Origin of the sequence: Streptomyces sp. NPDC058678, assembly GCF_042714835.1 — a bacterium.
Taxonomy (GTDB): domain Bacteria; phylum Actinomycetota; class Actinomycetes; order Streptomycetales; family Streptomycetaceae; genus Streptomyces.
The window spans coordinates 25639-44555 of sequence record NZ_JBHXSG010000055.1 but is presented as its reverse complement, the minus strand read 5'-3'; the positions used below and the strand labels follow the sequence as shown (position 1 = coordinate 44555).

General features: G+C 71.0%; 18 protein-coding genes and 1 pseudogene. 11 read left to right on the top strand and 8 right to left on the bottom strand.

Annotated features, from left to right (window positions below):
- Positions 1-21 precede the first annotated feature (21 nt).
- Positions 22-1644, top strand: coding sequence for an MFS transporter (locus ACFWWR_RS36450; RefSeq protein WP_384307862.1), 1623 nt, complete (start codon positions 22-24; stop codon positions 1642-1644).
- 49 nt (positions 1645-1693) lie between these two features.
- Here the strand turns inward: ACFWWR_RS36450 and ACFWWR_RS36445 are convergent.
- A pseudogene (locus tag ACFWWR_RS36445) lies at positions 1694-2330 on the bottom strand (TetR/AcrR family transcriptional regulator).
- 135 nt (positions 2331-2465) lie between these two features.
- Between ACFWWR_RS36445 and ACFWWR_RS36440 the strand changes: the two are divergent.
- The 5 genes from ACFWWR_RS36440 (at position 2466) to ACFWWR_RS36420 (ending at position 9117) form a co-directional block, all read left to right on the top strand.
- Entirely contained in the window at positions 2466-3608 is a 1143-nt protein-coding gene (locus ACFWWR_RS36440) for a VOC family protein (protein WP_384307860.1), read from the top strand.
- Positions 3605-4543, top strand: coding sequence for a fumarylacetoacetate hydrolase family protein (locus ACFWWR_RS36435; RefSeq protein ID WP_384307857.1), 939 nt, complete (start codon positions 3605-3607; stop codon positions 4541-4543). The genes ACFWWR_RS36440 and ACFWWR_RS36435 overlap by 4 nt, the downstream gene beginning before the upstream one ends.
- A 19-nt stretch (positions 4544-4562) precedes the next feature.
- The gene (locus ACFWWR_RS36430) at positions 4563-6161 is read left to right on the top strand and encodes a bifunctional 3-(3-hydroxy-phenyl)propionate/3-hydroxycinnamic acid hydroxylase (RefSeq protein WP_384307854.1); all 1599 of its coding nucleotides are present in this window, start codon (positions 4563-4565) and stop codon (positions 6159-6161) included.
- On the top strand, positions 6158-8176 hold the full coding sequence (locus ACFWWR_RS36425) for an acetoacetate--CoA ligase (RefSeq protein WP_383864259.1): 2019 nt from the start codon (positions 6158-6160) through the stop codon (positions 8174-8176). Before ACFWWR_RS36430 ends, ACFWWR_RS36425 begins: the two co-directional genes overlap by 4 nt.
- Before the next feature lie 338 nt (positions 8177-8514).
- Positions 8515-9117 carry an NUDIX hydrolase gene (locus ACFWWR_RS36420; RefSeq protein WP_384307852.1) on the top strand — a complete coding sequence of 201 codons (603 nt, stop codon included), beginning with the start codon at positions 8515-8517 and terminating at the stop codon, positions 9115-9117.
- 358 nt (positions 9118-9475) lie between these two features.
- Here the strand turns inward: ACFWWR_RS36420 and ACFWWR_RS36415 are convergent, their stop codons facing one another.
- Positions 9476-9868: a hypothetical protein gene (locus ACFWWR_RS36415; RefSeq protein WP_384307849.1), complete on the bottom strand. Its 393-nt coding sequence runs from the start codon at positions 9866-9868 to the stop codon at positions 9476-9478.
- Between the two features lie 115 nt (positions 9869-9983).
- On the opposite strand from ACFWWR_RS36415, the gene ACFWWR_RS36410 reads away from it, so the two are divergent.
- Positions 9984-10313, top strand: coding sequence for an antibiotic biosynthesis monooxygenase family protein (locus ACFWWR_RS36410; protein ID WP_383864268.1), 330 nt, complete (start codon positions 9984-9986; stop codon positions 10311-10313).
- Between the two features lie 297 nt (positions 10314-10610).
- Here ACFWWR_RS36410 and ACFWWR_RS36405 read toward each other — a convergent pair whose 3' ends face one another.
- The 3 genes from ACFWWR_RS36405 to ACFWWR_RS36395 are packed head-to-tail and all read right to left on the bottom strand — an operon-like array spanning position 10611 to position 13425.
- Positions 10611-11837 carry an MFS transporter gene (locus ACFWWR_RS36405; RefSeq protein ID WP_384307846.1) on the bottom strand — a complete coding sequence of 409 codons (1227 nt, stop codon included), beginning with the start codon at positions 11835-11837 and terminating at the stop codon, positions 10611-10613.
- A complete protein-coding gene (locus ACFWWR_RS36400) occupies positions 11834-13225 on the bottom strand; it encodes an NAD(P)-binding domain-containing protein (RefSeq protein ID WP_384307844.1) in 1392 nt (463 codons plus the stop codon). The genes ACFWWR_RS36405 and ACFWWR_RS36400 overlap by 4 nt, the downstream gene beginning before the upstream one ends.
- Positions 13226-13257: 32 nt before the next feature.
- On the bottom strand, positions 13258-13425 hold the full coding sequence (locus tag ACFWWR_RS36395) for a hypothetical protein (protein WP_384307841.1): 168 nt from the start codon (positions 13423-13425) through the stop codon (positions 13258-13260).
- 17 nt (positions 13426-13442) lie between these two features.
- On the opposite strand from ACFWWR_RS36395, the gene ACFWWR_RS36390 reads away from it, so the two are divergent.
- Complete coding sequence (locus tag ACFWWR_RS36390; RefSeq protein WP_384307838.1) at positions 13443-13751, top strand: ArsR family transcriptional regulator; 309 nt, start codon at positions 13443-13445, stop codon at positions 13749-13751.
- Between the two features lie 271 nt (positions 13752-14022).
- Here ACFWWR_RS36390 and arsB read toward each other — a convergent pair whose 3' ends face one another.
- Together arsB and ACFWWR_RS36380 are read right to left on the bottom strand one after the other, a co-directional pair.
- The gene (gene arsB / locus ACFWWR_RS36385) at positions 14023-15126 is read right to left on the bottom strand and encodes an ACR3 family arsenite efflux transporter (RefSeq protein ID WP_384307835.1); all 1104 of its coding nucleotides are present in this window, start codon (positions 15124-15126) and stop codon (positions 14023-14025) included.
- Positions 15123-15431, bottom strand: coding sequence for an ArsR/SmtB family transcription factor (locus ACFWWR_RS36380; RefSeq protein WP_384307832.1), 309 nt, complete (start codon positions 15429-15431; stop codon positions 15123-15125). The genes arsB and ACFWWR_RS36380 overlap by 4 nt, the downstream gene beginning before the upstream one ends.
- A gap of 81 nt (positions 15432-15512) precedes the next feature.
- Here ACFWWR_RS36380 and ACFWWR_RS36375 point away from each other — a divergent pair, with 81 nt between their 5' ends.
- On the top strand, positions 15513-15974 hold the full coding sequence (locus tag ACFWWR_RS36375) for a hypothetical protein (protein ID WP_383864274.1): 462 nt from the start codon (positions 15513-15515) through the stop codon (positions 15972-15974).
- A 62-nt stretch (positions 15975-16036) separates the two neighbouring features.
- The gene (locus ACFWWR_RS36370) at positions 16037-16456 is read left to right on the top strand and encodes an arsenate reductase ArsC (protein WP_383864277.1); all 420 of its coding nucleotides are present in this window, start codon (positions 16037-16039) and stop codon (positions 16454-16456) included.
- A gap of 70 nt (positions 16457-16526) precedes the next feature.
- On the opposite strand, the gene ACFWWR_RS36365 is transcribed toward ACFWWR_RS36370, so the two are convergent.
- On the bottom strand, positions 16527-17234 hold the full coding sequence (locus ACFWWR_RS36365) for a TetR/AcrR family transcriptional regulator (protein WP_383864280.1): 708 nt from the start codon (positions 17232-17234) through the stop codon (positions 16527-16529).
- A 162-nt stretch (positions 17235-17396) separates the two neighbouring features.
- Between ACFWWR_RS36365 and ACFWWR_RS36360 the strand changes: the two genes are divergently transcribed.
- Positions 17397-18896, top strand: coding sequence for an APC family permease (locus ACFWWR_RS36360; protein WP_383864283.1), 1500 nt, complete (start codon positions 17397-17399; stop codon positions 18894-18896).
- The last annotated feature ends 21 nt before the right edge of the window (positions 18897-18917 follow it).

The following is an 18917-nucleotide window of genomic DNA, read 5'->3' as shown; positions in this document are numbered from 1 at the left end:
CGTCCCCCTTAGGAGCCTTCGATGTCCCTCCTGGCACAGACCCCCGTCGAGAAGATGACCGGGCCGTACCCACGGCGCTGGTGGGCACTGCTGGTGCTGTGTCTGAGCCTGCTGATCGTGGTCATGGCGAACACGTCGCTGATCGTGGCCGCCCCCGACATGACCCGGGATCTGAGTCTGAGCAGCAGCGATCTGCAGTGGGTCATCGACGGCTACACCGTCCCGTACGCCGCGCTGATGCTCGTGCTGGGCGCGATCGGCGACAAGTACAGCCGCCGTGGCGCCCTGATCGCCGGTCTGGTGATCTTCGGCGGCGGCTCCGTCATGGGCAGCCTGGTCGACGGGACCGGACTGGTGATCACGGCCCGGGCCGTGATGGGCGTCGGCGCCGCCGTGGTGATGCCGGCCACCCTGTCCCTGCTGGTCGCCACCTTCCCGCGGGGCGAGCGCGCCAAGGCCATCACGGCCTGGACCGCCACCTCCGGCCTCGCCATCGCCGTCGGCCCCCTGGTCGCCGGCTGGCTGCTGGAGGACCACGCCTGGGGCTCGACCTTCCTGATCAACGTCCCGATCGTCGTCGCTGCCATAGTCGGGGCGCTCTTCCTCGTACCGCCGTCCAAGGCCGAGGGCATGGGCCGGATCGACTACGTGGGCGGCCTGCTCTCCATCGTCTCCGTCGGCTGCCTCGTCTACGCGACCATCGAGGGCCCGCACTTCGGCTGGGGCGCCGGACCTGTCACCGCGGCCGTGGTCGCGGCCGTCGGCCTCGTCGCCTTCGTGGCCTGGGAGCTGCGGCACCCGCGTCCCATGCTGGACGTGCGCAAGTTCCGGCTGCGGCCCTTCAGCGGGTCGATGCTCGCGGTGCTGTTCTTCTTCTTCGGCACCTTCGGCGCGATCTACTACTCCACCCAGTTCCTGCAGTTCGTTCTGGGCTACGACGCTCTGCAGACCGGCGTACGGCTGCTGCCGTTGGCCGGTGCGGTCTTCGTCGGCGCCGCTCTCACCGGCCGGCTGACCCCCCTGCTCGGCATGAAGACGTCGGTCGTCGCCGGCATGGCGATCGGCACCGCCGGGGTCCTCCTGCTCACGCAGGTCGACAAGAGCTCGACGTACACCGACTTCCTGGCGTCGATGATGATGCTCGGGTTCGCGATCGGACTGAGCGTGTCCCCGGCCACGGACGCCATCATGGACTCCTTCCCCGAGGCCGAGCTGGGCGTCGGCGGCGGCGCCAACGACACCGCACTGGAACTCGGCGCCTCCCTCGGCATCGCGGTCCTCGGCTCACTCCTCGGCACGAGCTACCGGGACGAGCTGACCGGCCTGGTCGGCGGGCAGCTGCCGGCCGCGGCCCTCGACACCGCCAAGGACTCGGTGGGCGGCGGTCTGGCCGTCGCCGAACAGGTCGCGAAGGACCCGGCCGCCGGACCGCAGCAGGCCCAGGCCCTCGTCGACGCCGTCCATCAGGCATTCGCCCATGGTGTCGCCCAGACCAGCATGGTCGGCGGGATCGTCATGGCCGCCGGTGCGCTGATCGTCCTGGCGGTCCTGCCCGGCCGCTCCGGCGCGGGGAAGCGCCGGTCGGAAGGTCCGGCCGCCGAAGGAGCGGACGCGAGGGAGGAGAACCACACGAAGGTCGGCTGAAGTCCGGCCCCTGCGCCCCCTCCCGAACACCTCCGACCGGTATCCGCGGTCAGGCCAGGTCGGGCAGGGGGTGACGGGCGATGTCGCGGGCGCCTTCCGCGGGCACCCCCAGCATGCGCAGAACCATCTCCGCCAGGTTGGCGGTCGCCTCGTCGGCGTCGAGTTCGGGGCGGGCGAACCTCAGCTCCACCAGGGACAGCAAGGACCCGCCCAGCGCGGACAGGGCGACGGTCGGGTCGGCGACGACGAAGCGGCCCGCGGCGACGCCGCGTTCCAGGTCACGCAGGGCTCGGGGCGCCAGCCCCCGGTGGGAGCGGATGTGGCCGAGTCCGCGGTGGCGCAGTACCTGCATGAGCTCCGGGTGGGAGTCGACCATCCGCACGCTGAGCCGCAGGCCGGCCGCGACGAGCTCGGCCGGGTCATCGGTGCCCTCCAGGTGCCGGTCGACGGTCTGGCCGAACTCCTCGAGCGCGTCGACCACCGCCGTGTCGAACAGTTCCGTCTTCGACTCGAAGTGGTTGCAGAAGGTGCCGAAAACCCACGTCGGCGCGCTCCGCGATCGCCTGGATGCTCGCGCTCGTGTCTCCGGTCTCGGCCAGGATCTGCCGGGCCGCGCGGACGAGCGCCTGGCGGGTCTCGGCGCGGCGTCGTGCGAAACGGTTGCTGGGCGGGGCTGGGGTCGGCATGCGGTGACTTTTATCGACTCGGCGGCGGCGATCACATTCCTGACGAATCCATCACTTCGCCGGTTGGAGCCCTTGACGATCAAATACTCAGAGCTGATGATTTCCTCATTACGGCAATGTCGCTTGGAGGGCACCGTGTCCCACACGCACGTCGACGACGACGTCAAAACAGCTCACCAGGACCTCCACAGCGAGGAGGGCGCCCTGCGCGGCGAACGCCCCGGGCGCTCCCGCAATCCGCTGATCAAGGTGGCCGACCTGGCCTGGCTGGAGTTCGAGAAACCCGACCTCGACCGCGCGGAGGTGTTCGCCCGCGACTTCGGTTTCGGGGTCGCCGCCCGCGATGAGCGCGCGCTGTGGCTGCGGGGCACCTTCGCCGGCTCGCCCTGCATGGTGATCCGGCGCGGCCGCACGTCCCGTTTCATCGGCCCGGCGTTCCGCGCGGCAGAACGGGCCGATGTGGACCGGCTGGCCCGCGCGACCGAATCCGCCGTGCGGGACGTGGACGCGCCCGGCGGCGGCAAGGTGGTCGACCTGCTCGACCCCTCAGGCCTTCCGGTGCGGGTCGTGCACCGGGGAGAGGAACTGCCGGCGCTGCCCGGACAGCGGCCGCTCCTGCTCAACTTCGGGACGGATCACCGTCGTACCAACGTCACACAGCGCCCGCCGCGCGAGCCGTCACGCATTCAGCGGCTCGGTCATGTCGTCCTGCAAACACGGGTGTTCGCCCGTGCCCTGGACTGGTACCTGGACACCCTCGGCATGATCGTCAGTGATTTCCACTTCCTGGACGGTCAGCGCGAGCGCGGCCCGGTCATGGCGTTCATCCGCTGCGACCAGGGCAGCATCCCGGTGGACCACCACACGCTGGCGATGCATCTGGGGCCGGAAACGGGCTATGTCCACTCCGCCTACCAGGTCACCGACCTCGACTCGATCGCGGCGGGCGGGGAGTACCTCGCCGAGCGCGGCTACCGGCGCAGCTGGGGCATCGGCCGACACATCTTCGGCAGCCAGCTCTTCGACTACTGGCGTGACCCGGACCGCTTCATGCTGGAGCACTTCGCCGACGGCGATCTCTTCTCCCGCGACGTGGAGCCCGGCTGGTCTCCCATGTCGGCGAGCGGCCTGGCGCAATGGGGGCCGCCGGTGACCCGGGACTTCCTCGGCACCAATCCCTCTCCCGCCAAGGTCCGCGAGGCGCTGCGTGCCCTGCGCGGCGACAACGAACTCGACCCCGCCCGGCTTCTGGGCCTGCTGAAAGCGATGAACTCATGAGCACCAACGTCACGCGCACCGCCGACGGCTGGTGGGTCGCCCTCGGCGACCGCGCCGTCCGCGTCGACACCAAGGCCGTCACCACCGCCGAACTCCTCGCCGACCGTGACGCCGTACGCGAGGCCGCGGCGTCGGGCGAGCCGGGCACGCCGCTCGCCGACCTGGTCGCACTCTCCCCGGTCACCACGCCCTGCCGGGTGGTCGCCCAGATGGTCAACTACCGCAGCCACGCCCGCGATTCGGGCTTCACCGGAGAGATCCCGCCCACCTTCTTCCGCAAGGCGTCCGGCTCGGTCAGCGGCCCGCACGACGCGGTCGTCCGGCCGGCGCACGTACGGTTCCTCGACTACGAGGTCGAACTCGGCCTGGTCATGGGCGCTCCCCTGCCCGTGGGCACCGTCGTCACCGAGCAGGACCTGCCGGCGTACGTCGCCGGGCTCGTGGTGACCAACGACGTCAGCGCCCGTGACGTCCAGCTGACCAAGACGCAGTTCTACGAGAGCAAGTCGTACCCGACCTTCACGCCGACCGGTCCGTACCTGGCGCTGCTGGAGCCGGAGGACTTCGCCCATCTCCTCGATCTGCGGCTGCGGTTGTCCGTCAACGGTGAGCTGCGTCAGGACCGCACCCTCGCCGACATGATCCTCCGCCCGGCGCAGGCGCTCACGCTGCTCGCCCGCTTCCAGACCCTCGACCCCGGTGACCTGCTGCTGACCGGCACCCCCGGCGGCACCGCCCTCAAGGCCCCGCCCAAGCCGGTGGAGAAGCTCGGCGCGCTGCTGCCACCCGCCGTCAAGTGGAAGGCGTTCTTCAAGAGCCAGGCCAAAAATCCCCGCTACCTCCACGAGGGCGACGTGATCACGGCGACGATCGCGACTCCCGACGGGCTGATCGACCTCGGTGAGCAACGCACACCCGTGACCGACGCGAACTGAGACACGAGACGAGCCGCACATGACCACAGACCACGCCGTCGGGCAACGGGACATCGCGACCGGGGCGCCACGCCTGCCCGTCGTCATCATCGGGGCCGGGCCGGTGGGTGTCACCACCGCCCTCCTCCTCGCCCGGCACGGAGTCCGCTCCGTCGTCCTCGAGCGCCACCGGGACGTCTACCCGCTGCCGCGCGCGGTCGCCATGGACGACGAGATCCGGCGGATCCTCCAAGCCGCCGGGATCGACGCGGAGTTCGCCGCCGTCGCACGGCCCTCCAACGGGCTGCGCCTGCTGGACGCCCGGCACCGGGTGATGGCCGAGTTCCGGCGCTCCCCGCACGGGCACCACGGCTTTCCCCAGACCAGCATGTTCGACCAGCCGCAGCTGGAACGCCTGCTGCGGGACGCCCTGGCCAGGCGTCCGGAGTGCGAGCTGCGCGGCGGCGTCGAGGTGACCGCCGTGCATCAGGACGGCGACGGCCCGGTGAGCGTGACCGTCCGCGGGGACGACGGCGAGACCCACCTGTGGGCCGACGCCGTACTGGGCTGCGACGGGGCGGGCAGCCTCACCCGCGACGCGATCGGCGCCGGCTGGGAGGACCTGCTCTTCGAGGAGCACTGGACCGCCATCGACGTCCGCACCCGCGCCCATGTGCGGTCCTGGGAAGGCGTCGACCAGGTCTGCGACCCCGCCAGGCCCGGCACCTTCATGCGCATAGGCGAGGATCGCTACCGCTGGGAGTTCCGGCTCCGCGACGGGGAGAGCCTCGACGGCGCGCACGGACGGGAGCGGCTGCTGGCTCTGGTGGCCCCGTGGGTGTCCCTCTCGCACGGCGACGACTTCGAGGTGATCCGGCAGGCCCGCTACACCTTCCGGGCCCATCTCGCCGACCGGTGGCGCCGGGGCCGGATCTTCCTGCTCGGCGACGCCGCCCACCTCACTCCGCCCTTCATCGGGCAGGGCCTGTGCTCAGGCATACGCGACGCGCACAACCTCACGTGGAAACTCGCCCGCGTCCTCCAACAGGGCGCCGACGAACGGCTCCTGGACACCTACGAGAGCGAACGCAAACCGCACGCCCGCCATGTGATCCGCCTCGCCGTCGCGACGGGCTGGGCCATGACCGGCGGCCAGGACCGCGCCGCCGTGATCCGCCGGACCCTGCTGGGTGCCGCGTGCCGCGTCCCGGGGGTGGCGGGCCTGGCCGGCCGCAGCATCAGCCCCGCCCTGACCTCCGGCCCGCTGATCCGGCGCGGCCGCCTCTCGGGCACCTGCTGCCCCCAGCCCTGGGTGACCGCCGACGGCCGGCGCACGCGCCTCGACGACGTACTCGGGGACTCCTTCGCCGTCCTGACCGCCGTACCCCTGATGCCGTCGACGCGGGCCGTCGCCGAGGGGCTCGGTGCCCGGATCGTCCCCGTGGACGAGGTGGGTGACGACGGCACCCTCGCCGCCTGGCTGCACGACGGCCGCGCGGACGCCGTACTCCTGCGCCCCGACCGCATCGTCCTGGACAGCGTGCCCACCGGACGCGGCGGCTTCACCGACGCCGCGGCCTGGGCGCCCCTGCTGTGCACGACCCACCGCCCCGCACTCCTGAGGAGCACCGCGCGATGACCACGACAAGTGCCGCACCGTCGGCCCCGGACCCCTTCTGGTCCCCCGCCCCGGAGACGGCCGCGCACAGCCGTATCGCGGACTTCGGCCGCCGGCTCGCGCGGCAGCGCCACGTCGAAGACGCCTACGACTACACCGACTACGCCGCCCTGCACCGCTGGTCCGTCACCGACCTCGAAGGGTTCTGGAGCGCGGTGTGGGAGTACTTCGACGTCGACGCGGCCACACCGTACGAGAAGGTGCTGGAAGAGGAGAAGATGCCGGGCGCCCGCTGGTTCCCCGGCGCCACCCTCAACTACACCCACCACGCCCTGCGTCACCACGGCGACGACCGGCCGGCGATCATCGCGCTGGACGAGACCGGAGCCGCCTACGAGGTGTCCGGCGACCGGCTGCGCACCCAGGTCGCCTCCGTCGCCGCCACCCTGCGCGACCTGGGTGTCGGCCAGGGTGACCGGGTGGTGGGCTACCTCCCCAACACCCCGCACGCGATCATCGCGTTCCTCGCCGCCGCGAGCCTGGGCGCCGTCTGGTCGGTGTGCGGCCAGGACTACGCTCCGCAGGCCGCCGCCGACCGCTTCGGCCAGCTGGAACCCACGGTGCTGATCGCCGCGGACGGCTACCTCTTCAACGGCACGACCCACGACCGCCGCGACGCCGCCCTGGACCTGGCACGGTCGCTGCCCACCCTCAAGGCCACCGTGCTGGTGGACCACGTGGGTCTGCCCTGGCCGCAGGGCGACAACCCCGCCCTGACGCTTGCCTGGGAGGACGCGGTCACCCGCACCGAGCAACTCGCCTGCACAGCTGTGCCGTTCGACCACCCCCTGTGGGTCGTCTTCTCCTCCGGCACCACCGGTCTGCCCAAGGGCATCGTCCACGGCCACGGCGGCGTCCTGCTGGAGCAGTTGAAGACCCTGGGCCTCCACTCCGATCTGGGCCCCGGCGACCGCCTCCTCTGGTACACCACCACCCACTGGATGATGTGGAACCTGGTCGCCTCCACCCTCCTCACCGGCGCCACCACCTGCACCTACGACGGCAGCCCTGCCCCGTTGACCCGCCCGGACGTCCTGTGGGACCTGGCCGCCCGCCACCGCGTCACCCTCTTCGGCACCAGCCCCCAATACCTGCTCGGCATGGCCAAGTTCGGCATCGACCCGTCCGTCCACGACCTGTCGTCGATCCGCGCCGTCGGCTGCACCGGCTCCGCGCTGCCCGCCTCCGCCTACCCCTGGGTCCGCGACCACGTGGGCGAGCGCGTCCAGTTGGCCTCCATCACCGGCGGCACGGACGTCGTCTCCGGCTTCGCCGGCAGCGCCCCCACCACGCCCGGCTGGGCCGGGGAACTGTCCGCGCCTCATCTGGGCGTGGCCCTGTCCGCGTACGACGCCGAGGGATTCCCCGTGGTCGACCAGGTGGGCGAGTTGGTCGTCACCCGCCCCATGCCGTCCATGCCGCTGTTTTTCTGGAACGACCCCGACGGAACCCGCTTGCGCGACGCCTACTTCACCGCCTACCCCGGCGTGTGGCGGCACGGCGACTGGATCACGGTCACGGGGCACGGCTCGGTGATCGTGCACGGCCGCTCCGACTCCACCCTGAACCGCAACGGCGTACGCCTGGGCAGCGCCGACATCCACGACGTCGTCGAACGCCTGCCGGAGATCGCCGAATCCCTGGTCATCGGTGCCGAGGAACCGGACGGGGGTTACTGGATGCCCTTGTTCGTGGTCCCCGCGGCCGGAGTGGAACTGGACGACGCCCTGCGGGACAAAATCCGTCACGCCATCCGCACCGGCGCCTCACCCCGCCACGTGCCCGACGAGATCCTCGCCGTCCCGGGCATCCCCCACACCCGCACCGGCAAGAAGCTGGAAGTCCCCGTCAAACGCCTCCTGCAAGGTGCCCCCGCCGCCCAGGTCGTCAACCCCGCGGCCGTGGACAGCCCCGACCTCCTCGCGTTCTTCATCCGCCTGGGCGCCGAACGCAGGGATGTGCGGACCAGCACGTGACATCGGCGCCTCGGCCGGCCTCGTCGCCGAGGGATGCGCCCCGTTCACCCGGACAGAGAGGTTCGTACGCCACGACACCTGCCCGGCAACGACCAGGCGGAAGGGCTCACCCACTGGCCGAGTCGACCGCGACGGCCGTCCTCGCATCGGCGTACTCCGTCGGCAGCGGCGCACGGCCCGCCTCCTGAAAGGGGGTGGGCCGTTGGGCCTTCCGGCGCGGCCCGGTGGAAGAGCGCTCCCCCCAGGGCCACGCCCGGGGCTCCGGCCGAGGACAGCGCCCGACGTACTCGCGGCCGCGCGGCGACGGTCTCCTGACGGCCGCGTGCCAGGATGCGTGGATGACCGCGTCTCACAGCTTGCCCAGTGCCCATGACGGGCGTCGTCGTGCTCAGTTGGTGGAGCTCGTCGACGGCATCGACCCTTGGGACGAACTGGAGCGGAGTCACCTGGGCATCGCCGCCAAGTGGCTTTCCGGCAGTGCCCCGGTGTACAGGATGCGAAAGCCTGATGTGCCGGACAGGCATCTGGTGAGCTACTTCGTCGTTCTGGACGAGGAGCGCGAGAAACTCCTGCTTGTCGCGCACCGCAAGGCCGGCCTGTGGCTTCCCACCGGTGGACATGTGGAACCGGGCGAGGACCCGTGGGCCGCGGTCGAGCGCGAGTGCCGTGAGGAACTGGGTGTCTCGGCGGTTGCCTCGGAGTTCGCCGGAGAGCGACCGGTCTTCCTCACCGTCACCCGAACCAAGGGACAGGGCGAGCACACCGACGTTTCCCTTTGGTATGTCATCAGCGCCCACGCGGACAGCATCACTTCCTATGACGAAGAGGAGTTCACGGCGATCCGATGGCTGACGCCCGAGCAGGTGCTCGACGAGCCGCTGAGCTCTCTGGACCCGCACATGCATCGCTTCACCCGCAAGCTGCTGCATGTCCGCTCCTGAGAAGCGACCTCTGGACCCGGCCGACGGGCCGTCCTCGCAGCTGCTCTTCGGCGGAACGGCGGTGCCGCCACACACCAGACCCTCGTCGCGGCCGCGCCTGTGTCGGCTCAGCTCCGCGGCCAGGAGCCTTGTGCGTTTTCGCCCCCGCCGCCCCTTCCCGTCCCGTCCCCGGGGGCCGCGCCCCCCCCCAGACCCCCAAGTCGCGCTTCGCGCTCGTCCTCAAACGCCGGACGGGCTGAAATGCCGCCGCTTTCCGCCCGCCGCCTTCTCGCCCGCAGCCCGGAGCGCGACGACCCGGTGCACGAGGTCCAACCAACCGTCACGACGGCTGCCCGGCAGAGTGATCGGGAGGTTTCCTTCAGCCTGCGCCTGCGTCGTAAGGCGGTGAAGGTTGGTTCCAGACGGCGTCGAACCTGCTGACGACCCGGCGCAGTTCACGCGCGCTGCGAGGTGAAACGGCCTGCATCACGGTGTCGAGGAGGGCCCGGGCTTCGAGCGGGCCGGCGCAGCAGTAGTGCACGTTGCCCCACTCGTAGTCGTGCCACAGCCGGCCCTCGGGACGATGGACGTAGTCCTTCCGCAGGCGCACGGCCGCGCTGACGTCTCCTGGCTGCAGATGATTGCGGGTGCGCTCGAGACGGAAGATCTCGGACAGCGCACGCGAGGACAAGCCGTCGATGACCGGCTGTGCATCTGGTGTCCAGTGGCGGGAGAAGCCGGCCCGGATGTGTCCTGGCCGTCTACGCGGCATGGACCTTTCGGTTCGTCGTCATGCCGGAGATGAGGCCACGGCCTCGACCCCTCGAAGTCGCGTGATGTACGAGCCGCTCCCCGGCTGTCGGCCGCCATAGGCCAGGATGGGTCCCATGAGCGTAGTCAAGATCAACGTACTGACCGTCCCCACCGAGCAGCGCGAGACGCTGGAGAAGCGCTTCGCTTCCCGCGCCCACGCCGTGGAGAACTCCGACGGGTTCGAGTGGTTCGAACTCCTCCGCCCCGTCGAAGGCACCGACAACTACCTCGTCTACACCCGGTGGCGCGACGAGGAGTCCTTCCAGGCATGGATGGAGGGCCCCATGAAGACGGCCCACCAGGGCGGTGACGCCAAGGGCGGTGAGCGTCCCAAGCCGGCAGCGAGCGGATCCACACTGTGGTCCTTCGAGGTCCTGCAGCAGGCGGAACCGAAGAACGCGTAGACAAGCCGTCGCGGGCAGCGAGGGCGCACGAGCCATACTCCGGCCCCGCCTGGACGGCGGCGAAGCCGTCTGCTCCTGGCCGGGTGGCACGGTTGCCCCTCTGTCCAGCGGCCCTGAGCTGTTCGGCTGCCGACAGCCTTGGCCCGACCAGTACGCAGCGGTCCGGCACCCGCCCCGTCGTTCCGGGTGGGGGGCGGGCCGCTGCCCGGCTGTACGAAGTCCGGTTCACACCTCTGCTCGCACCACTGCTCACAGCGCTACTCGTGCCCGGTGGTCCGACCGGGCACCGTCACCGGCTCAGAGTCGGCCGGCGCGCGGTTCGGTCCCGAAGGTGACCAGGGCGGCGAGTCCGGCAATGAGTGCCAGGAGCCCGAACAGCTGAGGGTAGCCGCCCAGTGGCGCGGCCAAGGCGGCGCCGGCGAAGGGGGCCAGTGCGGAGGCTGCGGTGGTGGGCGCGGCGAGCAGTCCGGACAGGCGGCCGTAGTGGGTGGTGCCCCAGCGGTCGGTGATGGCGGTGGCCTGAAGGAGGGTGAGGTTGCCGCGGACCATTCCGGCCGCGACGGACAGAGCTACCAGCAGGGAGTAAGGGCCGGGTACGAGCGCGAGGGCCGTTGTGGTCAGCGCGCCCAGCGCGATCAGAGCGGTCGTGCGGGTCGTTGTCCGGGTGCGGCGGGCGATGGTCGCGTACAGGGTGCGGCCCAGGGTCTGGCCGGCGCCGCCGAGGCCGAGTGCCCAGGCCGCTTCGGTGGTGGAGTAGCCGCGTTCGAGGAGGAGGGGCACGAGCGCGACGACGACGGCGGAGACGGCGAACGCGGAGAGGGTCAGGGCTGCGGCCAGCATCCAGAAGGGGCGACTGCGGGACACCTCTTCCGAGCCCCCGGTGATGCGAGCAGGGGCGGGCGGCGCCTTGGGCCAGGGTGCGTCGAGCGCGAAGGCGTGGGCGGGGATGGTCACGGCGGCGAGCACCAGGGCGAGCACGGCGTATGTCGCACGCCAGGACAGGTGCTCGGCAAGGGCCGCGGTCAGGGGTGCGAAGACGGTGGAGGCGAGGCCGCCCGCGAGGGTGACGATGGTGAGGGCGCGGACGTGGTCCGGGGCCCACCAGCGGGTGAGGGCGGCGAAGGCGGGCTGGTAGAAGGTGGATGCCATCGCCACCCCGGCGAGGAGCCAGCCGGCGACGAAAACGGGCAGGTTCGGGGCGGCGGCGACGAGGAGGATGCTCAGCACCCCGAGGACCGATCCGGCGGTCATCACGGCGCGCGGCCCGCGGTGGTCGATGACCCGGCCGACGCGGATCCCGGTGACGGCGGAGACGAGCAGGGCGAGGGAGAACGCGGCCGTGGTCGCTCCGGTCGGCCACCCGGTGGCGTGGGTGATCTGCGGGTTCAGCACGGGGAAGGCGTAGTAGACGATGCCCCAGCTCGTGACCTGCGTGAGGCAGAGGGCGGGCAGGGCGGCACGGGGCCGCGACCGGTCCCCGGTTCCGGTCTCTGCCCCGTGGTCAGAGGTGTCGAGGCTGCTCACGAGCCGCAGCAGCCGCCCGCCGGTGCCTCCTCGACGACAACCGCGTTGGGCGCACCGGCACCGAGTTGGACGAGCGCGGGCGCCGGGGCGCAGCAGCCGCCCGCGTCGGCCTGTCCGGCTGCCGGGTCGTCGAACAGGCCGGCTCCGCCACACACACCCGTTTCGGGGAGGGTGAGTTCGACGCGGTCGGCGGACTCGAAGTCGCCGGCGATCGCTGCGGTGACGGAGCGGACCTGCTCGTAGCCGGTCATGGCGAGGAAGGTGGGGGCGCGGCCGTAGGACTTCATGCCGACCAGGTAGACGCCCTGCTCGGGGTGGGACAGCTCCCTGTGGCCGTGTGGGTAGACGGTGCCGCAGGAGTGCTGGTTGGGGTCGATGAGCGGCGCCAGTTCCACCGGTGCTTGAAGGCGCTCGTCCAGCCCGAGACGGACCTCGGACAGGAAGGAGAGATCCGGGCGGAAGCCGGTGAGCACGATGACCTCGTCGACGGGGTCCAGGCGTCGGCCGTCCTCGCCGACCAGCACCGGCCGCCCGTCGTCCGCCCGCTCGATCACCTCGGTACGGAAGCCGGTGACGGCGTCGGCGTGGCCGTCGTCCACTGCCGCCTTGGCCGCGAGGCCCAGGGCGCCGCGGGCGGGCAGTTGGTCGGCTTCACCGCCGCCGAACGTGGAGCCGCTGATGCCGCGCCGCAGCACCCACACCGCGTGGGTGCCGGGCTCGTCCCGGGCCACGTCGGCGAGGGTGGCCAGCGCGGTGAAGGCGGAGGCACCGGAGCCGATGACGGCGGTGCGCTTGGCGGCGTAACGGGCGCGGACTGCCGGGTCCCTGAGGTCGGGCACACGGTAGGTGACGCGGTCGGCGGCGGCCTTTTCGCCAAGGGCGGGCAGTCCGTCGGCCCCGGCCGGGCTGGGCGTGGTCCAGGTGCCGGAGGCGTCGATGACGGCACGCGCGAAGAGGCGCTCCTCGCGGCCGTCGGCGGTGGTGAGGTGCAGGACGAAGGGCTGGCCCTCGCGATCGGCGTCCACGATGCGGTCGCGGCCGGTGCGCGAGACACCGGTGACCGTCACGCCGTAGCGGACGCGGTTCCCCAGGACGTCCGCCAGCGGCTGCAGGTACTGCTCGGCCCAGTCGCCGCCCGAGGGGTAGCCGGTGGCGTCCGGCTTGGTCCAGCCGGTCGGGGCGAGGAGCTTTTCGGCGGCCGGGTCGGTGACCTCGCCCCAGGTGGAGAACAGGCGCACATGGCTCCACCCGCGCACCGCGGAGGCTGCGGCCGGTCCGGCTTCCAGGACCACGGGCTCGATGCCGCGCGCGACGAGGTGGGCGGCCGCGGCCAGGCCGACGGGGCCGGCTCCGATGACGACGACGGGGAGCTGCTGCTGCTCGCTCATGGTGGTCGATCTCCCTGAGTAGGTGGGACGAATCAGCGGGCGAAGGAGAGTGCGGACGGGGTGCGTCGCTGGTGGGCCGTGGCCGGGCGGGAGCTGTCGCCGACCTGGGCGCAGCCGTCGCGGAAGCTGACGCCGGCCAGGTGACGAGCCGTACGGCGGGGCCGGGCTGCGGTGAAAGCGGTGCGGATCGGTGCCGTCACGGCAGCCTCTTGTTTCGATGCCCGTCGATGTTGCGCATGCCTGGAGCCTGCCACCCATATCGATGAGTGTCAACATAGACGCATGTCGAAGTCAGGGCTCATGGAGCCGCATCCCCGACGTCGGCGCGTCCCAGCCGACCGTCTCCCACCACCTGAAGACTCTTCGCCAAGCCGGCCGTTCACCACCGCGCGACGCGGCACTGGGTCTTCTACCAGGTCACCCCGCCCGTGGTCGCCGCGCTGTCGGCCATGCTCGTTCTACGCACCTGCCCGCAACGGCGCCACCGGGCGCCGCCCGTCAGTACGCGGCGGGCGGCAACGCGTGACTGCGCGGGCGGTCATCGCGGCGATCGGCGAGCGACTCCGGTTTGGCCGCAGCCGATCACCACTACATCGGCGTGCGGCGTCATGCCGCCTGCCGCGCCGCGCACGTGGGGCATCGCACCGTGCGGGCCGGGGGCCGGCACGGCGCAGCGGGCATCGATCCGCGACGGATCTCGTGCACCACTGATGCGGCGCGTGTCTCACAGATCGCGGTGCGACAGTCGCGGCGGACACCGACAGCCGTGCCGGCCGCGTGCCGCGTGCGGCAGTGCGTCAGCGAGCGTCACCCCCGGTGGTCAGCGCGGGAGTGGTGAACCTCTTGCGCCAGGCCAGCGACACGTAGACGAGCGCGACCAGCACCGGGACCTCGATGAGCGGACCGACCACGCCGGACAGGGCCTGGCCGGAGGTGACGCCGAAGGTGGCGATGGCGACGGCGATGGCCAGCTCGAAGTTGTTGCCCGCCGCGGTGAACGCGAGGGTCGCCGTGCGGTCGTAGGCCAGGCCGATGACCTTGCCGAGCGCGAACGTGCCGAACCACATGACCGCGAAGTAGACGAGCAGCGGCAGCGCGATCCGCGCCACGTCCAGTGGCTGCGACGTGATCGTCTTCCCTTGCAGGGCGAAGAGGATGACGATCGTGAAGAGCAGGCCGTAGAGAGCCCAAGGGCCGATCTTCGGAAGGAAGCCGGACTCGTAGGACTCGCGGCCCATCTTCTTCTCGCCCAGGCGGCGGGTGAGGAAGCCGGCCAGCAGCGGGATGCCGAGGAAGATGACGACGTTCAGCGCGATCTTCCACATGGAGATGTCCAGGTGCTCGCCGTCTCCGAGGCCCAGCCAGCCGGGCAGCAGGTCGAGGTAGAACCAGCCGAGCAGACCGAACGTCAGCACCTGGAAGACCGAGTTGAGGGCCACGAGGACGGCCGCGGCCTCGCGGTCGCCGCAGGCGAGGTCGTTCCAGATGATGACCATGGCGATGCAGCGGGCGAGGCCGACGACGATCAGGCCGGTGCGGTACTCGGGCAGGTCCGGGAGGAAGATCCAGGCCAGCGCGAACATGACGGCCGGGCCGACGATCCAGTTGATGACCAGCGACGAGATCATCAGTTTGCGGTCACCGGTGACCGCGTCGAGCTTGTCGTAGCGGACCTTGGCCAGGACCGGGTACATCATGATCAACAGGCCGACGGCGATGGGGAGCGAGATACCACCGATCTCGACCTTGGCGAGGGCGTCGTTCAGGCCGGGGACGGCACGGCCGAGTCCAAGGCCCAGGGCCATGGCGGCGAGGATCCAGACGGCGAGGAAGCGGTCGAGCGTCGACAGCTTCGCGACGACCGATTCCTCGGTGGCCGCGGGTACTTCGGTGTGGGTCACGGACAGGCCCTCTTGTTGTCGGCGGCACTGCGGGCGGACTCGGCCAGATCGGCGAACTGCCCGGCGAGCGATGCGATGACGTCCGGGCGCAGCTTGTAGTACGTGAAGCGCCCGCACGGCTCCGTCTCGACGACCCCTGCCTCGCGCAGCACTCTCAGGTGGTTGGAGAGGTTGGTCTGCCGTGCACCGGTCTCCTCCACCAGGTGGGTCGTGCACAACGTCTCGCGGGCGAGCAGGGTCACGATGTGAAGCCTGAGCGGATCGGCCAGAACCCGGATCAGATCAGTGTCGACTGACGTCATCATGGGCTGATACTTTCACATCAGTCCAGGCTGACATCATCCCGACCTGATCTCTGGGACCGGCAACACCACGAAGGGGCCCTCATGGCTTCGTCCCCGCCTCCCCTCCCGCCGGATGACCGTCGCGCGACCGGCTCGACCCACCCGGGCACCCGCTACCGAGGCCAGTCCTCGGCGGACACCGTCCAGGGCCTCATCGTCGACTCCGCCACCCGGTTCGCCGAGGACGCACGGATAGGCACCCGCCTCGTTGTCCTCGCCGAGCACCGTGCCGTCGTACGCCGCGAGGCGCCCGCCCACAGTGCGGGAGCACGGGGCGTCGGACTGCCGCGGGTGCTGTTGGTGCGCAGCCGCAACGCCGACCGCTCGCAGCCGGCCGCGGCCCTGTCGGCCCACCGCTCAGCACGCCGCGTCAGCGCCTCCTCCACTGGTACGGACCGTCCCGTCGCCGACGCCGAGAACGCCCCGATAGCGGTTGTCCGCGGCGAGACCGACGCCCGCGACGCCCGCACCACCGAAACGCTCGCGTCGTTGCCGAGCACCTGAACCCCCGCACCCCGCACCCGCACCCCACATCAACGCTCCACCACCGCGTGAAGGAAGAACCGATGTCCTCCAGCCCGCTCGCCTCCGTGCTGTTCGTCTGCGTCCACAACGCCGGCCGCTCACAGATGGCCGCCGGATTCCTCACCCATCTCGCCGGCGACCGGATCGAGGTCCGCTCCGCCGGCTCGATCCCGGGCGACCAGGTCAACCCGTCCGCTGTCGAGGCCATGAAGGAAGTCGGCATCGACATCGCCGACGCCAAGCCGAAGATCCTGACCACCGAGGCCGTCCAGGCATCCGACTACGTCATCACCATGGGCTGCGGCGACGCCTGCCCGATCTTCCCCGGCAAGAAGTACCTCGACTGGGCCCTCGAGGACCCGGCGGGCCAGGGTGTCGTAGCCGTACGGCCCATCCGCGACGGGATCAAGACCCGCATCGAGGCCCTGATCGCCGAGATCGACGCCAAGCAACAGGCGTGAGGGGCGTGACCGACGGAGACGACGTACGCGAGATGTACCTGTAGAAGGCCGTGACCGACGACGACCGTCCTCATGTCTGCCCGCGCCGCCCGGCGGGAGCGCTCGCGGCGAGGGCGGTCAGCAGGAGGTCCACGGCCTCCTCGAAAGAGCTGTCCACCATGGCGTCCAGCTCCTCGCGCACTGCGGTCAGCGTCGGGTACTCCTCGGGGCTCACCGTCCGGTAGACCTCCGTCCATGCCTGGTGGTCGGCTTCGCGCTGGTGCCGGGGCAGCGCCAGGCACGCCGCGTCCATGGCCGCGTGACCGAGGACGGTGTCGATGAACGCCAGGTAGAGGCGGACGGCGCGGCGCGGCTCGAAGCCCGCCGACAGCAGCAGGCCGACTCCGGTCTCCACCGCGCGGATCTCGTTCGCGCGACGGGTGACGCGGTACGAGGCCATGGCGGCGGCACGTGGATGGGCGAGGTATCCGGCACGCACCCGCAGCGCCATCTCACGCAGCGACGCCACCCAGTCGGGACCGGGTGTGAACCCCCGCATGGCATCACCGATGACCTTGTCGGCGATGGCCAGCAGCAGATCGTCGGTGTCGCGGAAGTAGCGGTAGAGCGCGGTCGGGTCGCAGCCGAGCGCGGTGCCCAGGCGACGCACGCTGAGCCCCTCGGGGCCGTGTTCGCCGATCAGCCGCAGGGCCGTCTCCACGATCAGGTCCTCGGAGAGCAGGACTCCTGAGCGGGTGGGGCGACGGCGCCTGCGCTCCTGCGGGACTCGGGTCGGCATGCCGGGCTCCTCCTGCCACACGACGGGCTTCAGCTCGCTCAGTGAACGGTCCGCGGCACCTTATGTCAACAGGATTGACGCTAAGCGGACGTCCGTTGTTCCATCACATCTCCGCACGGCTCTTCCCTCCCGCCTTCCTCCCTCTTCGCGAGGAGCCCCGCCATGTCATCCATCCCTTCGGGCGGCCCGTCCGCAGGCCTGCGCCGATCCCTCGGCGTCGTCGACGGCGTCGCCATCGCCGCCTCCAGCACGGCCGCCACCACGAGCATCGCCATCGGCATGGGGGCCATCGCCGCCACCGTGGGCCTCCAGGCCCCGGCCCTCCTCCTGCTCGCGTTCCTCCCCGTGCTCGGCATCGCCACCGCCTACGCCCGCCTCAACCGCTCCGAGCCCAACTGCGGCAACGGCTACACGTGGGTGGGCAAGTCGCTCGGGCCCTGGCCGGGCTTCCTGACCGGCTGGGTCACCGTCGTCGGCACCATGATCTTCCTCGCCTACACCAGCGCGGTCACCGGTTCGGTCGTCCTGATCCTCGCCAACAGGGCCGGTCTCAACAGACTCGCCGGCATCGCCCTGGACCCAACCTCCACCGCCGTGAGCACCTGCGTCGGAATGGTGGTCCTCGCCGCGGTCACCGTCCTGGCGGTCACCGGCGTGCGCAGCGCCACCCGGCTCCAGTTCGGCCTGCTGGTCTTCGAGTACGCCGTCCTGCTGGTCTTCTGCACCTGGGCGCTCGTCACCGGCCGGCAGGAGTTCTCCCTGTCCTGGTTCAACCCCTTCGAGATATCCAGCGGCACCGCCTTCGCCCAGGGCCTGGTTCTCGCGGTGTTCTTCTTCTGGGGCTGGGACGCGGCGTTCAGCGTCACGGAGGAGACCAAGAACCCGGGAGACTCTGCCCGCGGCGGCTTCATCGCCCTGCTCGCCATGCTCGGCCTTTTCCTCTTCGCGTCGGTCGCCTTCCAACGCGAGATGAGCCTGCCCGAACTCATCGAGAACGGGCCGCAGGCCCTGCCGTATCTCGGGGCCAAGCTGGCCTCCGAACCGTGGGCGAGCCTGCCGCTGCTCGCCCTGATGTTCTCGGCCGTCGCCTCCGTCCAGTCCTCCGTCATCCCCACCGCCCGCGGACTGCTGGCCATGGGCCGCGACCGCACGATGGGGCCGGTGTGGACCCGGGTCCACCCGAGGTACGGCACCCCCGCCGCCGGAACCGTCATCGTCATGTCGATCGCCACCGGCATCGCCCTGCTCGCCCTGGCCATCCCCAAGCTGAGCGACATGCTGCTGGCCGCCGTCAACGCCATCGGCCTGGTCGTCGCCCTCTACTACGGCCTCACCGCGCTCGCCTGCGCCGTCCGCTTCCGCGCCGCACGACACGACGGGCCGCGCGAGGCGCTGCTCGCGGTCGGTGTGCCGGCCGTCTCCGGGGCGGTCCTGCTCGGCCTCGGCGGATACCTCGCCTACTCCTACCTGACCATGAGCGACCACTTCGAACTGAGCCCCGACAACGGCTGGTTCATGTTCTCCGTGCCCGCCGCCATCGTCCTCTCCGGCGTCGTCATGGCGGCTGTCGCCAAGTACCTCCGCCGCTCTGCCTACTTCAGCACCGGGCGCGGCACCGACGCCGACGCCCTCACCCTGCCCATGGACCGCACGGCGGTCTGACCCCCCATCTGGAGACCAACC

Excerpts from the sequence above, each read along its gene's own strand:
- ACFWWR_RS36450 (WP_384307862.1), top strand. The coding sequence starts at position 22 with ATGTCCCTCCTGGCACAGACCCCCGTCGAGAAGATGACCGGGCCGTAC.
- ACFWWR_RS36435 (WP_384307857.1), top strand. The coding sequence starts at position 3,605 with ATGAGCACCAACGTCACGCGCACCGCCGACGGCTGGTGGGTCGCCCTC.
- ACFWWR_RS36430 (WP_384307854.1), top strand. The coding sequence starts at position 4,563 with ATGACCACAGACCACGCCGTCGGGCAACGGGACATCGCGACCGGGGCG.
- ACFWWR_RS36425 (WP_383864259.1), top strand. The coding sequence starts at position 6,158 with ATGACCACGACAAGTGCCGCACCGTCGGCCCCGGACCCCTTCTGGTCC.
- ACFWWR_RS36420 (WP_384307852.1), top strand. The coding sequence starts at position 8,515 with ATGACCGCGTCTCACAGCTTGCCCAGTGCCCATGACGGGCGTCGTCGT.
- ACFWWR_RS36415 (WP_384307849.1), bottom strand. The coding sequence starts at position 9,868 with ATGCCGCGTAGACGGCCAGGACACATCCGGGCCGGCTTCTCCCGCCAC.
- ACFWWR_RS36410 (WP_383864268.1), top strand. The coding sequence starts at position 9,984 with ATGAGCGTAGTCAAGATCAACGTACTGACCGTCCCCACCGAGCAGCGC.
- ACFWWR_RS36400 (WP_384307844.1), bottom strand. The coding sequence starts at position 13,225 with ATGAGCGAGCAGCAGCAGCTCCCCGTCGTCGTCATCGGAGCCGGCCCC.
- ACFWWR_RS36390 (WP_384307838.1), top strand. The coding sequence starts at position 13,443 with ATGCCCGTCGATGTTGCGCATGCCTGGAGCCTGCCACCCATATCGATG.
- ACFWWR_RS36380 (WP_384307832.1), bottom strand. The coding sequence starts at position 15,431 with ATGATGACGTCAGTCGACACTGATCTGATCCGGGTTCTGGCCGATCCG.
- ACFWWR_RS36375 (WP_383864274.1), top strand. The coding sequence starts at position 15,513 with ATGGCTTCGTCCCCGCCTCCCCTCCCGCCGGATGACCGTCGCGCGACC.
- ACFWWR_RS36370 (WP_383864277.1), top strand. The coding sequence starts at position 16,037 with ATGTCCTCCAGCCCGCTCGCCTCCGTGCTGTTCGTCTGCGTCCACAAC.
- ACFWWR_RS36365 (WP_383864280.1), bottom strand. The coding sequence starts at position 17,234 with ATGCCGACCCGAGTCCCGCAGGAGCGCAGGCGCCGTCGCCCCACCCGC.
- ACFWWR_RS36360 (WP_383864283.1), top strand. The coding sequence starts at position 17,397 with ATGTCATCCATCCCTTCGGGCGGCCCGTCCGCAGGCCTGCGCCGATCC.